The organism is Phenylobacterium conjunctum, from assembly GCF_042679085.1.
In the GTDB taxonomy this organism is placed as follows: domain Bacteria; phylum Pseudomonadota; class Alphaproteobacteria; order Caulobacterales; family Caulobacteraceae; genus Phenylobacterium; species Phenylobacterium conjunctum.
This window is the reverse complement of the sequence record NZ_JBHTLQ010000043.1, coordinates 1-15036: the sequence shown is the minus strand read 5'-3', so window position 1 is coordinate 15036 and position 15036 is coordinate 1. Positions and strand designations below refer to the sequence as shown.

Here is a 15036-nt window from a genome sequence, read left to right as displayed (position 1 = left end):
CCTAAGCGGCGTCCCCGTCCAGGAGGCGTGCGAGGTCCCGGCTCATGATCTCCGCTAGACGATGGCCCGACAGCCAGGCGCTCTCGACCCGCGGGGCGAGCAGCCAGTCGCCACAGACGCCCAGGCGCAGGGCCGGGCTCCAGAGCGGGCCGATGTCCAGGCCCGTAGAACGGGCGAACCGCCAGCGATGGGCGTGGCTGGCCAGGGGCCTGCGAGGCGGAACCCCGGTAATCTCGAACAGCTCAGCCAGCAGGATGTCGGCGACCTCGTCCGGGGTGCGCTCCAGGTGCGCCTGGGACCAGGCGGGTTGGGCCTGGGCGACCCACGCCTCGGGGCCGGCGCGGTCCGGCTTCGAGGTGTTGCGGGCCGCCCAGGCCAGGACGCGGCCGTCACGGAGAACGGGGGAGGACGTCTCCAGAGGCGCGTCAAAGGCGAACAATCCGGTCCAGCAGGGCTGGCTGACCGAGGCGGCGCTCCTGTTCATGAAGTCGATATCGTTGAGGGCCAGGAGCGGCATGGCCTGTTCGGCCGGCAGGGCGATGATGACCGCGTCGAAGGGGGCCTCGTCGCCCTCCTTCAGGTGCAGACGCCACACCCGCCCCTCGCGGCTGACGCCGCCGACAAAGGTGTTCCAGCGGATATCATGGTTGGCGGCCATGGCCTTCAGCGGCGCGGCCATGGTCGGCACGCCCACCCAGGCGCCGGATCCGGCCTCCGGCCAGGGCGCGACCAGATCCTTGGCCAGCCACTGGGCGACCTGGGCGGCGAAGTCGCGATCTCGGACGGTGAAGTACTGGGCGCCCATGTCGAACACGGCCTCGCCCAGGTGGGTCGCAATCCGGCGCGAGGCGAGGCGCCCGGACGGCCCCTTGCCCTTGTCGAACAGCCGCGCCTCCAGACCCCGGGCCCGAAGGCGCTCGGCGCAGGCCAGCCCCGCCAATCCCGCGCCGATGATCGCAAGGCGCATGGCGCTCAGCGCCCCATCAGCTCGAGCACGTCCTTGCGGCTGGCCCGGTCGTCTTCAAAGACGCCCAGGAAGCGGCGGGTGACCATGGCGACGTCAGGGGTCTTCACCCCGCGGCCGGTCATGCAGCCGTGGGTCGCCTCGATCACCACGGCGACGCCGCGGGGCTTCAGGTGGGTCCAGATGCAGTCGGCGACCTCGGCGGTCATGCGCTCCTGCACCTGCAGGCGGCTGGCGTAGCCCTGGACCACGCGGGCCAGCTTGGAGATGCCCACCACCCGGTCCTTCGGCAGATAAGCGACCGAGGCCTTGCCGATGATCGGCGCCATGTGGTGTTCGCAGTGCGAGCGGAAGGGGATGTCCTTCAGGACGACGATGTCGTCATAGCCGCCCACCTCCTCGAAGGTGCGCGACAGGTGCACGCCCGGATCGTCCTCATAGCCTTCGCAGTATTCGCGCCAGGCGCGGGCGAAGCGGGCGGGGGTGTCCTGCAGACCCTCGCGTTCCGGATTGTCGCCGGCCCAGCGGATGATCTTGCGCACCGCCTCCTGGACGTCTTCCGGCACGTAGAGCTTGCCGGCTTCGTCGAACAGCCGGGAGTCGGGGGCGATGTAGTTCATGGCGCTTCACCTCATCATCCCGAGCCCGGCTGCGCCGGACCTCGGGCTTGTAAAACATGGCTGCGGCGCCCATCCTGGCCAACATGTCCAAAGGGGAAGTCCTCGAGGCGCGACCGTCGCCAGGCGCGCCGCCCGCCCTGAAGCGTATGATCGACGCGAGCCCGATCGCCGCGGTGCTGAGCGACCCGCGGCAGCGCGACAATCCCATTGTCCATTGCAACCAGGCCTTTCTGGACCTGACCGGCTATGGCCGCGACGAGGTGTTGGGGCGCAATTGCCGGTTCCTGGCCGGGCCGACGACGGAGCCGGACCTGTCGGAAAAGATCCGCCAGGGGGTGCGCGACCGGCTTCCGGTGATGGTCGAGATTCGCAACTACAAGAAGGACGGCACGCCGTTCCGCAACGCTGTGCTGGTGGCGCCGATCTTCGACGCCGAGGGCGAGCTGGACTATTTCCTGGGCTCGCAGAGCGCCGCGCCGGACCCCGACGCCGCCCCCAGCCGCGAACACATCGCGCGCGCCAAGATCGAGGCCTTGAGCCCACGCCAGCGCGAGGTGCTGAAGGCTCTGTCGCAGGGCCGGCTCAACAAGCAGATCGCCGGCGAGCTGGGCGTGACCGAGCGGACGGTGAAGATGCACCGCGCGGCGCTGTTGAAGGCCCTGAACGTCCGGTCAGGCGCGGAGGCGATCCGTCTGGCGATTGAGAGCGGGCTTTAGGGGGGCGGCGGCTCAATCCCTTCCTTCGTTCCTCTGCGGGGAGCCTTATGGACTACGCTGAGTTCCAAACCTTGCCGTCATGGCCGGGCTGGACGAGGGGGCGTCGAGTGCTCCCGTAAGGGGAGAAGGGAAATGTGAGCCCGAGCCCTACGCCACCGTCACCGGCGGCTTGAACAGGCCCTGGGGCGAGACGGTGAAGATCTCATAGCCGGTCTCTGTGACAGCGACGGAGTGCTCGCACTGGGCCGACAGGGACTTGTCGCGGGTGACCGCCGTCCAGCCGTCGGAGAGCAGCTTCACCTGGTATTTGCCCAGGTTCACCATGGGCTCGATGGTGAAGAACATGCCGGGGCGCAGCAGCTCGCCCGTGCCCTTCTGGCCGAAGTGCAGGATGTTGGGGCTGTCGTGGAAGACGCGGCCCAGGCCGTGGCCGCAGAAGTCGCGGACCACCGAGCAGCGCTGGGCCTCGACATAAGTCTGGATGGAGTGGCCGATATCGCCGGTGCGGGCGCCCGGCTTCACGGCGTCCAGGCCCTTCTGGATGGCCTCGTAGGTGACCTCGATCAGGCGGTTGGCGCGGGGCGAGATCGCGCCGACGCCGTACATGCGCGAGTGGTCGCCGTGCCAGCCGTCGACGATGACGGTGACATCGATATTGGCGATGTCGCCCTCGCGCAGGGTCCGCTCGCCCGGGATGCCGTGGCAGACGATGTGGTTGGGTGAGATGCAGAGCGTCTTGGTATAGCCGCGATAGCCCAGGCAGGCCGGCAGGGCGCCATGGTCCAGGATGAATTCGCGGGCCAGGCGGTCGAGCTCATCAGTGACGACGCCCGGCTGAACGTGCAGGGTGAGCATGTCCAGGCACTCGGCGGCCAGCTTGCCGGCGACGCGCATGCCTTCGAAACCCTCGGGCCCATGGACCTTGACCTGGCCGGTGCGGTGCTCGGCTTCGAGAACGTCGGTGAGGGTCATGGGAAGCTCCGGGGAAGGGCGTTTCCATCAGATGGTCGAGACGGGCCAAAAAGGCAACAACGACGCGCAGATGGGCCGGCTAAGCTTAAGCGCAGATTCAGCACTTGGCGGCCAGATAACGACGATACTGGGGGCTGCCGCGTCACGTGGTGTCATTGCTGACAAATGTCGGAGCGGCGCAGGCGCGCCAGGCTCTTGGCGCCATCGACGCCGAGGCCGGCCGGCTGCGCGCCCGCATCGCCACCGGCCTGAAGGTGGCCGGCCCCAAGGATGACGGCGCGACGTACGCCATCGCTCAAGGGATGCGCAGCGAGGTCTCCGGCTGGGGCGTGGTCCGCGACAGCCTGAACCGCACCCGCTCGACCCTGGACGTCGCCATCGCGGCGGGGGAGGGGATTTCCGACACCTTGAGCGAGGTGCGCGCCAAAGCCATCGCCTATGGCGACGCCTCGCTGGACGCGGCCAGTCGCGCGGCCCTGCTGATCGACATCAAGGCGCTGGTGGCGCGCTCGGACAGCGCGGCGCGCAATGCGAGCTTCGCGGGCGTCAACCTGTTGGACATCAAGCCCAACGCCATCACCGACATGACCCCGGCGGCGGGCGCGCCCCAGGCCTCGATCAACCTGCCGGTCACCCTGCCGGGCGAGGGGGGCAACCTGCTGATGGTGCTGACCGTGCCGCCGTCCCTCAGTCAGGCCAGCGTCACCGCGACGCCGGACGACGGCAGCCCGAACAGCACGACCTTCCTGTTCCCCAACACCACCAGCAGCAAGACCGTCACTCTGGGCTGGACCTACGGCTTTCCGGACGAGACCAGCTATACCGGCCCGGGCGGGGTGAACCTGGCGATGACCGTCAATCCCAAGGCGCCGCCGGCCCTGCAGGGCTTCATCATCAACAGCCTGACCTTCACGCCGTTCCGCGGCATGGAGACCAGCCTGAGCTCCCCCTCCGGCGGCGTGGATGGCGTGAAGGTGTCGCACAGGCCGCTGACCTCGGACTGGCTGGGCCTGACGGGCCTGGATTTCATGAGCGCCGACACCCTGCTGACCACGGTGGACGCGGCTCTGGCCCAGGTGAACGGGGCGGTGTCGAAGTTCGGCTCCGAAGCCGCCATGGTAGAGCGCCGCATCGCCCATGCCGACAAACTGGCCGACACCCTGCAGGCCGGGGTCGGCAATATCGTCGACACCGACCTCGCCAAGGATTCCGCCAAGCTGCAGGCGATCCAGGTGCGCCAGGACCTGGCGACACGGTCACTGGCCATCGCCGGCCAGCAGGCGAGTTGGATGGTGGGGCTGTTCCGCGCGGCTTGAGCCCTGGCCGCGGCCTCCGTCAGAAGCGCAGGAGAACGAACTTTTCGTTCGGATTCTTCTGCCGCATCGGCTGCATCAGGTCGGTCTCGATCTGGTCCGGGTTGTCGTAGCAACCTCCTGTCGCCTGACCGTAATAGGCGCCGCTCTTCTGACCCGCCGCCTTCTCGGCCATGGCCTGGAATTTGGCCTGTTGCTCGCTCGAGGTCTTCCCCTTCGCGATCAGGATGGGCTGGCTGTAATAGACGGGGTCCGTCAGCTTGCACCACGCCGACACCTCGCAACGGGCGTAAAGCACCGTGTAGCCGTCCTTGGACGGGCAAAAAGCTCCGGCGTGCGCGCTGCTCTGCATGGCGAGCCACCCGGTGGCCGCCAGCGCCGCGACCAATGCGGCGCGCGCCGAGGCAGCCTTGTCGTTACGATTCATGGCTCAGATCCCCGAGTTTGCGGACAGTGCGAGCTTAGCTAGGCCGCCCTAGCGCGCCACTCGCTTTTTGCCGTCCGCGCGCCTGGCTTTTCAGGCAGGCCACCCGCTGATGGAGGGTGATCCCGGCCCGCGCGCGAAGGCTAACCGGTTCAATAGCGTAGGAAGATGAAGGCGTTCTCGGGACTGGTCTCGCGCAGCAGCTTTATGAAGTCGTCGGCGCTCTTTGCGTTACGCAAACACCCGCCCGCTGTCTGGGTGACGTAGGCCCCCATGGGCTTGCCCGCGGCCTTGGACGCCATTGCTTGAAAACGTTTCTGCTGCGCCGCCGCGTTCTGATGCTTCCCGATCGGAATGGCCTGGCTGTAGTAGATGGGATCGTTGACCTTACACACCGAGCGGGCGTCGCATCGGGCGTAAAGAGCCGTCCACCCAGCGGAATCCTCGCACTGAGTGTTCGCCATGGCGCTGTCACTTATGGCGGCGATGGTGAGCAAGGCGATGCCCCCAATGGCCGCCTTGCGCGGGTTCAGTCCTTGAAATTTGCCGGTCATGGGCCCCCCCTGGCGACTTCCTTTAGTCCGAGCCTAACCGGCGGCGTGGGGCACGGCATCATCAATCTTGGGGCCTCATTCTGCGCGAGGCGAAGATGACGCCTAGCCCCCGCCGGGGCCCATCGCCCAAGGAAGGGGCTGGCCCAAGGTCACCGCGAAGGGGCTGATGTCACCGGCGAGGACCCGCAGCTCTATGCCCGCGTCTGGCGCCATCCGAGCCAGCAGATCGCCAACATGATCAGGTTGCCGACGACATCCACCAGCCCGAGTTCGGTCAAGGCGGGGGTCACAAGGTAGAAGTAGGCGTCGAGCGCGAAGAACGGGATCAATCCGATCCCGTAGGCCAGGAAGGTGACGCTGGTGAAGCGCGCGGTCAGGGCGAAGAGGCCCGAGATCAGCGCCTGCAATCCGAAGCACGCCGTCAGGATGGGCACGATGGGATCGGCCGATTGATATTCAGGTCGGAAGCAGAGCGCGACAACGCTGGCCGGGGCGACGACACACCATCCCCCAAGGACGAAAAACACGCTCGACAGGATGATCTGGAGCTTTCGCGTCGACATTGGACTTCACCCCCATGGCGCCAGAGCTCACTCAGCGCAGCTGAGTGGCCGAGGGCGTGCGCCGTGTCTCCCATCAGGCTTGTATCCCGCCAGGTCTCGCCTCGCGAACCTTATCGCCGCCAGGGGATGCGGTCGGTGAGGGTCACCGCCGTTGAGCTGATGTCGCAGGCATAGACCAGCACCTCGACGCCCGCGTCCGCCGCATGGTCCAGCGCGGTCGCGAAGGCCGGATCCAGCTCTCGGCAGGCGGCGAAGGCGTCACAGTCGGTGCGTTGGACGACGAACAGCACCACCGCCCGGTCCCCTTGGGCGACCATGGCCTCCAACTCGCGCAGGTGCTTGGCCGAGCGGGCGGCGACGCAGTCGGGGAACTCGGCCAGGGTCCCGGTGCGCCGCAGGTGGCAGTTCTTGATCTCCAGCCAGCAGTCGGGGCGGTCGGCGCCCTGCAGCAGGAAGTCCACGCGGCTGGCCTCGCCGTACTTCACCTCGCGGCGGTGGACGGCGTAGCCGGTCAGCTCCGGAATGGCGTCGGCCGCCAGGGCCTCGGCGACCAGCCGGTTGGGGGCGAGGGTGTTGATCCCGACCAGGCCGCCGTCGACCTCAACGAGCTCCAAGGTGTGGGCGAGCTTGCGCTTCGGGTTGTCGGAGGTGGAGATCCAGCAGGGCAGGCCGGGCATGTTCAGGCCGAGCATCGCGCCGGGGTTCGGGCAGTGGGTGGTGAGCTCCGTTCCGTCCTCCAGCACCACGTCGGCGAAGAAGCGCTTATAGCGGCTGACCAGCTGGGCGCGGATGAGCTGTTGCGGGAAGTCCATGGAGAGGGCAAGTCCTGGGGCGAGAGCTTGAGGCATGTAGGCGGAGACGGCAGCGATGGGTAGTCCGACGGGCGGGGATGTGGTGACGGCGGCGGTGCTGATCATCGGCGACGAGATCCTGTCGGGGCGGACCCAGGACACCAACCTGCGAGATATCGCGCGCTACCTGGGCGTCCATGGCGTCGACCTGGCCGAGGCGCGCACGGTGCCGGACGTGATGGAGGAGATCATCGCGGCCCTGAACGCTCTACGTGACCGCTATGACTACGTCATTACGACCGGTGGTATCGGGCCGACCCACGACGACATCACCGCCGATGCGGTGGCGGCGGCCTTTGGCGTCGAACTGTACGAGCACCCTGAAATCCTGGGCATGATGACGGCGCGCTGGGGCGACCAGCTGAACGCCGCGCGCCGGCGGATGGCCCGGGTGCCGGTGGGCGGCGACCTGGTGAAGAACCCGGTCCAGGGGCCGCCCGGCTTCACCATCGGCAATGTCTTCGTCCTGGCCGGGGTGCCGCAGATCATGCGCGGCATGCTGGAGGACGTGGGCCCGCGCCTGCGCTCCGGGGCGGTGGTGCTGACCAAGACCGTGCGGGTCGAAGGCTCCGGCGAGGGCGCGATGGCCGCGCCCCTGGAGGCCGTCGCCAAGGCCCACCCGACCATGAGCCTGGGCAGCTATCCCTTCTTCGGCGACGGGATCTATGGCTCCAACCTGGTGCTGCGCGGCCGCGATCCGGAGGAGCTGGCGGCGACGGTGATCGAGCTGATCGCGGCCCTGGAGGCGGCCGGGGTCAGCGGCGGACGCGAGGTGGAGAGCGTTTGAAGCTCCCAGGCCACCAAATCGGATAGCGCTGGTTCGCGACACTTGTGGCGCCATTTGTGCAGCTGTGGTGAACTGGCCGTTAATTCGACCCGGAATGATCCGTGTCGAGAATGGCTTGGGGGAGCTGTTCAGGCCGCATGAAGCCGCTGTTCTACGAGAATCCGGTCGCTCTGCACCCGCAGACGCTGGCGGGTGCGGCTTTGGCTGATCCGCTCGACTATGGATTCGCGCGCGACACCAACATCATTCCGATCAGCCTGAACGAGATCCCGCTGGCGGCCCAGGCCTATCCGATCGCCTTCACCATCGACGGCGGCGTGCGGCCGGTGGCGGTGGTGGGCGTGCGCGACGACGAGAACCTGTTCGTCGATTCCCGCGGTCGCTGGGCGGACAACGCCTATGTGCCGGCCTATGTGCGTCGCTATCCCTTCATCCTGGGCGAACAGGACGGCGGCGAGTTCGTCACCCTGTGCATCGACCATTGCCCGCGGGTGCTGGTCGCTGAGGGCCGTGGCAAGGCGCTGTTCCAGGGCGAGGAGCCCACGGGTCTGGTCAAGCGGGCCTTCGAGTTCTGCCAGTCCTATCGCGCCATGGAGGCCGCGACCGGCCCCTTCATCGAGGCGCTGATCGAACACGCACTGCTGGATGCGCGGGTGGCGACCATTTCGATGCCGGACGGCGGCGAGATCCGGCTGGCCGGGTTCGCCACCCTGGACGAAGGCAAGTTGCGCGGCCTGTCGGACGAAGTGTTCTTAGAGTTCCGCCGTAAAGGCTGGCTGAAGGCGATCTACGCCCAGCTGCAGTCGACTCTGAACTGGAACCTGCTGGCCGACCGGCTGGTCAGCGTTCAGACTTAGCGCAGCGCGGCCAGGAGGTCGGCGCTGAGTTCCTTCCGGCAGACCACGAGGTCGGGCAGGTAGGGGTCTTCGCAGTTATAGATCAGCGGCGAGCCGTCGAGGCGTGAGACGTGCAGGCCGGCCGCTTGCGCGACGGCGACGGGCGCGCAGCTGTCCCACTCGTACTGGCCGCCCGAATGGACGTAAGCGTGGGCCTCGCCGCGGACCACGGCCATGGTCTTGGCGCCGGCTGAGCCCATCCCGACCAGTTCGGCGCCCAGCGCCTTGGCGGCCCGTTCGGCCTCTTGCGGCGGGCGAGTGCGGCTCACCAGGATTTTCAGGGCGCCGGGGCAGGGGCCGAGTTCGGCGGCGTCGGTGCAGTAGGCGACGCCGAGGTCCGGCTGGGCCACCGCGCCGATGGCGGCGACACCGTCGATGGCTAGGGCCACATGCACGGCCCAGTCTGGGCGAGCTTCCGAATACTCCCGCGTGCCATCCAGGGGATCGACGATCCAGACCCGCGACTTGGCCAGGCGCGCCGGGTCACGGGCGCCTTCCTCGGACAGCACGCCGTCGTCCGGGCGCTGGTGGGCCAGGGCCTGGACCAGGAACTGGTGGGCCACCGCGTCGCCCGCTGCGCCCAGGGCCTTGCCGTCCACCAGGCCGGACTGGCGAAGGGTGATCAGCAGCTGGCCGGCGGTTTCGGCCAGCTTCAAGGCCAGTTCGGCGTCGGTCATTGGGCGTCTTTCGAAAGCCAGGCGGTGATGGTCTCCGCCGCCTCTTCGGGCGTCAGCGCCGTGGTGTCCAGCCGGATTTCGGGGGCTTCGGGCGCTTCATAGGGGCTGTCGATACCGGTGAAGTTCTTCAGCTCGCCGGCCCGGGCCTTTTTGTAGAGGCCCTTGACGTCGCGCCGCTCGGCCTCGGCCAGGGGGGTGTCGACGTGCACCTCGATGAACTCGCCGGGGCCCATCAGGTCGCGGGCCATCCGCCGCTCGGCTCGGAAGGGCGAGATGAAGGAGACCAGCACGATCAGGCCGGCGTCGGCCATCAGCTTGGCCACCTCGGCCACGCGGCGGATGTTCTCCACCCTGTCGACGTCGGTGAAGCCGAGGTCGCGGTTCAGGCCGTGGCGGACATTGTCGCCGTCGAGGATGTAGGTGTGGCGGCCCTCGGCGAACAGCTTCTTGTCCACCAGGTTGGCGATGGTGGACTTGCCCGCGCCCGACAGGCCGGTGAACCAGACCACGCGGCCCTTCTGGCCCTTCTGGGCCGCCCGCGCATTGCGGTCGATGTCCAGCGCCTGCCAGTGGATGTTCTGGGACCGTCGCAGGGCGAAGTGCAGCATGCCGGCGGCGACCGTGCGGTTCGACATCCGGTCGATGAGGATGAAGCCGCCCAGGTCGCGGTTCTCCTCGTACGGGTCGAAGGCGATGGCCGCGTCGAGGGACAGGTTGCAGACGCCGATCTCGTTGAGCTCCAGCCGCTTGGCGGCCAGGTGCTCGAGGGTGTTCACATTGACCTTGTACTTGGGCTCGGTGATCGAGGCCCCGACCGTGCGGGCGCCGATCTTCAACAGGTACGGGCGGCCCGGCAGCATGGGCTCGTCGTCCATCCAGACCAGGGTCGACTCAAACTGGTCGGCGACGGCGGGCGGGGCGTCGGCGATCGCGATCACGTCGCCGCGGGAGATGTCGATCTCGTCCGTCAGGGTCAGGGTCACCGACTGGCCGGCGACCGCTTGCGGCAGGTCCTGGCGGAAGGTGACGATGCGCTCGACGGTGCTTTCGCGACCCGAGGGCAGGGCCTTGATCCGGTCGCCCGGCCGAATGGAGCCGGACGAGATCAGACCGGAGAAGCCGCGGAAGTCGAGGTTGGGGCGGTTGACCCACTGGACTGGCATGCGGAAGGGCTTGTCGCGCAGGTCGTCCTCGACCGGCAGGGTCTCCAGCAGGGCCATCAGCGGCGGGCCCTGGTACCAGGGGGCGGCGGCGCTGGTCTCGGTGATGTTGTCGCCCTTCAGCGCCGACATCGGGATGGCGTGGAAGGCCTTGACGCCGATCTGGTCGGCGAAGTCGCGGTACTCGGTCAGGATGGCGTCGAACACGCCCTGGTCCCAGCCGACCAGGTCCATCTTGTTGATGGCCAGGATCACGTGCCGGATGCCCAAGAGGCTGACCAGATAGGAGTGGCGGCGCGTCTGGGTCAGCACGCCCTTGCGGGCGTCGATCATGACGATGGCGGCGTCGGCGGTCGACGCGCCGGTGACCATGTTGCGGGTGTACTGTTCGTGGCCGGGGGTGTCGGCGACGATGAACTTGCGCTTATCGGTGGAGAAGAACCGATAGGCGACATCGATGGTGATGCCTTGCTCGCGCTCGGCGGCCAGGCCGTCCACCAGCAGGGCGAAGTCGATGTCGCCGCCTTGTGTCCCGACCTTCTTGCTATCGGCTTCCAGCGCGGCCAGCTGGTCCTCGAAGATCATCTTCGAGTCATAGAGCAGGCGGCCGATCAGGGTGGACTTGCCGTCGTCCACCGACCCGCAGGTCAGGAAGCGCAGCAGGGACTTGTGCTCGTGGGCCTTGAGATAGGCCTCGATGTCTTCGGCGATGAGGGCGGACTGGTGAGACATCAGAAATAGCCCTCTTGCTTCTTCTTCTCCATCGAGGCGGCCTGGTCGTGGTCGATGACCCGACCCTGGCGCTCGGAGGTGGTGGTGAGCAGCATCTCCTGGATGATCTCGGGCAGGGTGGCCGCCGTGCTCTCGACCGCGCCGGTGAGCGGGTAGCAGCCCAGGGTGCGGAAGCGCACCGACTTCATCATCGGGGTCTCGCCGGGACGAAGCGGCATTCGGTCGTCATCGACCATGATCAGGGCGCCGTCGCGCTCCACCACCGGCCGCACGTCGGAGAAGTACAGCGGCACGATCGGGATGTTCTCCAGGTGGATGTATTGCCAGATGTCCAGCTCGGTCCAGTTGGAGATCGGGAACACCCGGATGCTCTCGCCCTTGTTCTTGCGGGCGTTGTAGAGCCGCCAGAGCTCCGGGCGCTGGTTCTTGGGGTCCCAGCGGTGCTGGGCCGAGCGGAAGGAGAAGATGCGCTCCTTGGCGCGGGACTTTTCCTCGTCGCGCCGGGCGCCGCCGAAGGCCGCGTCGAACCCGTACTTGTCCAGGGCCTGCTTCAGGCCTTCAGTCTTCCACATGTCGGTGTGGGTGGCCGAGCCGTGGTCGAAGGGGTTGATGCCCTTCTCAACGCATTCCGGGTTCTGGTGGACCAGGAGCTCGAAGCCGAGTTCTTCGGCCATGCGCGAGCGCATCTCGTACATGGCCCGGAACTTCCAGGTGGTGTCCACGTGCAGGAGCGGGAAGGGCGGCTTGGAGGGATAGAAGGCCTTGGCCGCCAGGTGCAGCATCACGGCCGAGTCCTTGCCCACCGAGTACAGCATCACCGGCTTCTCAGCCTCGGCGGCGACCTCGCGCATGATGTGGATGCTCTCCGCCTCCAGACGCTGGAGGTGGGTCAGGGTGGCGGGTGTGATCCCGGCCTTCGGATCAAGCCTGGACGGCGCGTTCATCGATGCGACAACTCCGGAACCTGGGCGCTGGCCCCATGAGAGGCCGGCGCCAGACACTAACCTATAGCCGAGGCTCAGGCCGCCGGCTCTTCAGCCTCGCTAAATGGGCGCCGCCGCCCGCGAAGTCGCGCCAAATAATCTGGAGGAGGGCGGAGATTTGGTGCGGCGGGCGTCGGCAGGCAGCGCTCAGCGTTATCGGACATCTGAGGCGCTGGGAGCCGGGACGTGGCGGGACTAGGCGGGATATTGCGGGATGGCGGCGGGGGAGGTTTCTGAAACGCCCTTTAAAGGCGTCCTGGGCCTGGAAACCCTCAGGCGACTTGGGTTCGTTTCGCCAAATCTGGACTATTGGGGCGGGGCGGCCGCTGAGGTCGAGCTTGGCTCCGATGTCCCCAAATTGGGTACAAGCGCGTGGATGACAATGATGCTCAGTAGGACGACGACCGCGAAGGCGGCGGTCACGGCGACCTGGGGCCGGTTGCGGTAGTACCAGCGTCGAACCTTGTACTTCCAGCCGCCGGAGCGCTTACCGACGCGCTTGCGGACCGTCACCTCTGGCATGGAGCCCCCCTTGAGGCGGACGATATAAGTCTGAGAACGCCGTTATGAGCTACCACCTGGAGGTTTAGAGCCCCCGAATTGCTCGCTTGCGGCGGGAGATCGCCTTGCGCTCGTAATCGTCGAGCCGGAGCAACTGGTCGGCGGCTTGGGCGTAGGCGAGGGCCCTGGTGTCTTCCGGGGTGAGACCGGCGGGTGGGTCTTTGGGCGGCGAGCTGGTTACGGCGGCTTTCGCGGCGCGGATCCTGCGCAGGCGCTCCTGGGCCAGCGCCAGGGTCCGGGCGGCGTCGCGGGTCGAGGAGGCTGGATTTAGCGCCTCCAGGATTGCTTGGACGACGGGGTCGTTGTCCGGCGCATCAATATTGAGCCCATGCCGGCGGGCGTTGGCGGCGGCGCGCGCCTTGCCTTCTGGCGTCCTCGGGCCGCTGCTGCGGGCGGCGTTCCGGCGGTTGGCGGCGGCCTTCGCCTCCGAGGTCATTCGAACTCGGCGTCCTGGGCGGCTTCGATGGTCGCCACGGTGCGTCGTGCGCGATCGGCGATCTCGCGGCTCCGGTCGATCTCGCGCAGTATCTGGATGCGGCGATTGATCGAGCGGTCGATGAGCTTTTGCAGTGCTTCGAGGTCTTTGAGTGCGGTCTGGAAGGCCACGGCTTCCACGTCACCTGGCTTGAGGCCGAGGTCTGCGCACACCAGCTTGAAGCCGCCGTAGGCCGGCTCATTGCCAAGCAGGATGTCGGACACGTCGCCCTGGAGCTCGAACTCGAAATCCGGATCGCCCTTGGCGTTGTCTGGGATGCGTGACCGCCAGATCTCCTCGACCGCCTTGCGCTGGGCCAACTTGATGCGGACCTGTTTGGCGTGACGGGCGCGCCGCTCCTCCCAGAAGCTCTCGGTCAAGTCGAGAACCCAGATCATCTCCACCACATCGCGGGGCTGGATGCTCTCCAGGAGCTGGTCGCGAAGGAGAGTGTACGCGTCCTCGTCCTCCTTGCGGAGGAGGCGGGGCGGCGCGAGCATCTCCAGCAAGGCGGTGGGCAGTTTGAAGACGGGCTGGGCGGTCGCGACCGCCATGGAGGTCTTCGCTCGGGTCTTGGCGGGCGGTTTAGGCACTTGGGGTGACGCTTGGTGGGCGGTAGCGAATGCCGGGGCCGTCATCGGGCGTGCCGATGAACTCGATGCCGGCGGCTTCGAGGGTGCGCTGGAGTTGGACAAGGGTGGAGGATCGCCCGTTCGGCACACCCTCACTGGACTCTAGGCGCTGTATAGTTGGTAGGCTTACGCCGCTGTGCTCCGCCAGATTGGCGGCAGACCACCTAAGGATTGCCCGCGCACTTCGAATTTGAGCGGCCGTGATCACGGAAAAAACCTTGATTATGATGTGAAATGCATCATAAGAACTGCATTCCGAGTCACATGATAGCATGAAATGAGTGTTGTGGATTGGCGGCGCGAGATCGACCGGCTATCGGGGGCTTATGCGGACGCGACCCTGCGGAGCTACCGCGCCGATTTCGCCATCTTCGAACGCTGGTGCCTGGCGAATGGCTACGCCGCGGTACCCTCTGATCCGGAGACCGTGGCGGAGTTCATCACCGCTGACGCCGCCAAGTCGGCGACCTCCACGCTAAAGCGGCGGCTGTGCGCGATCCGAAAGGTGCATCGGCTTCTGCGACTGCCCAGTCCGGTCGATGACGAGGAGGTCGCCATCGCGCTGCGCCGCGCCATGCGGAGCAAGCGGCGCCGACCAAAGCAGGCGCTAGGCCTGTCGGCCTCCATGCGCGACCTACTCATCGCGGCCTGTCCATCTGACACGCTGATTGGCCTGCGCGATCGGGTGATCTTCGCCGTGGGCTACGACACCCTTTGTCGGCGCACTGAGCTCGTGAACCTCCAACTTGAAGACTTGGCGCGCCAGTCCAATGGCGCAGGCAAGATCCTCGTCCGCCGCGCCAAGAACGACCCCTTCGGTGACGGCCGCTGGGCCTACATCTCGCCAACTGCCATGGCGCACCTGTACCGCTGGCTGGAAGCCTCTGGCGTTGTCGAAGGCGTCCTCCTGCGCGCAGTGATCCGGAATACCGTACAGACCCGCGGGATCGACCCGGTCGCCATCAACCGCCGCCTCAAAGCCATGGCGCAGGCTGCGAATCTGGATCCTGAAAGTGTCTCCGAGCTCTCCGGCCACTCGATGCGCGTCGGCGCCGCCCAGGATTTGATGGTAGCGGGCATGACGTGACCCCCTGAAACTCCTCCAGGAATAATTAGAGTCCGCCCGACCAGAGGACGGACGAATGAAGCGATCAAG

General features: G+C 67.1%; 17 protein-coding genes. 5 read left to right on the top strand and 12 right to left on the bottom strand.

What is annotated here, in order from left to right:
• Position 1: 1 nt before the first annotated feature.
• On the bottom strand, positions 2-967 hold the full coding sequence (locus ACFQ27_RS16015) for an NAD(P)/FAD-dependent oxidoreductase (protein WP_377354315.1): 966 nt from the start codon (positions 965-967) through the stop codon (positions 2-4).
• A 5-nt stretch (positions 968-972) separates the two neighbouring features.
• Positions 973-1584 carry a GTP cyclohydrolase I FolE gene (gene folE / locus ACFQ27_RS16010; RefSeq protein ID WP_377354314.1) on the bottom strand — a complete coding sequence of 204 codons (612 nt, stop codon included), beginning with the start codon at positions 1582-1584 and terminating at the stop codon, positions 973-975.
• A gap of 56 nt (positions 1585-1640) precedes the next feature.
• Here folE and ACFQ27_RS16005 point away from each other — a divergent pair, with 56 nt between their 5' ends.
• A complete protein-coding gene (locus ACFQ27_RS16005; protein ID WP_377354313.1) occupies positions 1641-2300 on the top strand; it encodes a PAS domain-containing protein in 660 nt (219 codons plus the stop codon).
• A 147-nt stretch (positions 2301-2447) separates the two neighbouring features.
• On the opposite strand, the gene map is transcribed toward ACFQ27_RS16005, so the two are convergent.
• Positions 2448-3272: a type I methionyl aminopeptidase gene (gene map / locus ACFQ27_RS16000; RefSeq protein WP_377354312.1), complete on the bottom strand. Its 825-nt coding sequence runs from the start codon at positions 3270-3272 to the stop codon at positions 2448-2450.
• A 149-nt stretch (positions 3273-3421) separates the two neighbouring features.
• Here map and ACFQ27_RS15995 point away from each other — a divergent pair, with 149 nt between their 5' ends.
• On the top strand, positions 3422-4588 hold the full coding sequence (locus tag ACFQ27_RS15995; RefSeq protein ID WP_377354311.1) for a flagellin: 1167 nt from the start codon (positions 3422-3424) through the stop codon (positions 4586-4588).
• A 19-nt stretch (positions 4589-4607) separates the two neighbouring features.
• Here ACFQ27_RS15995 and ACFQ27_RS15990 read toward each other — a convergent pair whose 3' ends face one another.
• The 4 genes from ACFQ27_RS15990 to sfsA all read right to left on the bottom strand — a co-directional run bounded on the left by ACFQ27_RS15990 (position 4608) and on the right by sfsA (position 6938).
• A complete protein-coding gene (locus ACFQ27_RS15990) occupies positions 4608-5012 on the bottom strand; it encodes a hypothetical protein (protein WP_377354310.1) in 405 nt (134 codons plus the stop codon).
• A gap of 149 nt (positions 5013-5161) precedes the next feature.
• On the bottom strand, positions 5162-5563 hold the full coding sequence (locus ACFQ27_RS15985) for a hypothetical protein (protein WP_377354309.1): 402 nt from the start codon (positions 5561-5563) through the stop codon (positions 5162-5164).
• A 191-nt stretch (positions 5564-5754) separates the two neighbouring features.
• Positions 5755-6126 carry a hypothetical protein gene (locus tag ACFQ27_RS15980; RefSeq protein WP_377354308.1) on the bottom strand — a complete coding sequence of 124 codons (372 nt, stop codon included), beginning with the start codon at positions 6124-6126 and terminating at the stop codon, positions 5755-5757.
• A 110-nt stretch (positions 6127-6236) separates the two neighbouring features.
• Complete coding sequence (gene sfsA / locus ACFQ27_RS15975; RefSeq protein ID WP_377354307.1) at positions 6237-6938, bottom strand: DNA/RNA nuclease SfsA; 702 nt, start codon at positions 6936-6938, stop codon at positions 6237-6239.
• 55 nt (positions 6939-6993) lie between these two features.
• On the opposite strand from sfsA, the gene ACFQ27_RS15970 reads away from it, so the two are divergent.
• Both ACFQ27_RS15970 and ACFQ27_RS15965 read left to right on the top strand, forming a co-directional pair.
• Positions 6994-7764 carry a competence/damage-inducible protein A gene (locus ACFQ27_RS15970; protein ID WP_377354306.1) on the top strand — a complete coding sequence of 257 codons (771 nt, stop codon included), beginning with the start codon at positions 6994-6996 and terminating at the stop codon, positions 7762-7764.
• Positions 7765-7901: 137 nt separating this feature from the next.
• Positions 7902-8621, top strand: a complete 720-nt coding sequence (locus ACFQ27_RS15965) for a SapC family protein (RefSeq protein ID WP_377354305.1) — start codon at positions 7902-7904, stop codon at positions 8619-8621.
• Here the strand turns inward: ACFQ27_RS15965 and ACFQ27_RS15960 are convergent.
• From ACFQ27_RS15960 to ACFQ27_RS15940, 5 genes are all read right to left on the bottom strand, one after another.
• Entirely contained in the window at positions 8618-9337 is a 720-nt protein-coding gene (locus ACFQ27_RS15960) for a 3'(2'),5'-bisphosphate nucleotidase CysQ (protein WP_377354304.1), read from the bottom strand. The two genes, ACFQ27_RS15965 and ACFQ27_RS15960, sit on opposite strands and share 4 nt — an antisense overlap.
• Positions 9334-11229 carry a sulfate adenylyltransferase subunit CysN gene (cysN, locus tag ACFQ27_RS15955; RefSeq protein WP_377354303.1) on the bottom strand — a complete coding sequence of 632 codons (1896 nt, stop codon included), beginning with the start codon at positions 11227-11229 and terminating at the stop codon, positions 9334-9336. Before cysN ends, ACFQ27_RS15960 begins: the two co-directional genes overlap by 4 nt.
• Positions 11229-12173 carry a sulfate adenylyltransferase subunit CysD gene (gene cysD, locus ACFQ27_RS15950; RefSeq protein ID WP_377354302.1) on the bottom strand — a complete coding sequence of 315 codons (945 nt, stop codon included), beginning with the start codon at positions 12171-12173 and terminating at the stop codon, positions 11229-11231. Before cysD ends, cysN begins: the two co-directional genes overlap by 1 nt.
• 625 nt (positions 12174-12798) lie before the next feature.
• Positions 12799-13209 (bottom strand): hypothetical protein, encoded by a 411-nt coding sequence (locus tag ACFQ27_RS15945; RefSeq protein WP_377354301.1) that lies wholly within the window; start codon positions 13207-13209, stop codon positions 12799-12801.
• Entirely contained in the window at positions 13206-13802 is a 597-nt protein-coding gene (locus ACFQ27_RS15940; RefSeq protein WP_377354300.1) for a hypothetical protein, read from the bottom strand. The genes ACFQ27_RS15945 and ACFQ27_RS15940 overlap by 4 nt, the downstream gene beginning before the upstream one ends.
• A 355-nt stretch (positions 13803-14157) precedes the next feature.
• Here ACFQ27_RS15940 and ACFQ27_RS15935 point away from each other — a divergent pair, with 355 nt between their 5' ends.
• On the top strand, positions 14158-14967 hold the full coding sequence (locus ACFQ27_RS15935; protein ID WP_377354299.1) for a tyrosine-type recombinase/integrase: 810 nt from the start codon (positions 14158-14160) through the stop codon (positions 14965-14967).
• The last annotated feature ends 69 nt before the right edge of the window (positions 14968-15036 follow it).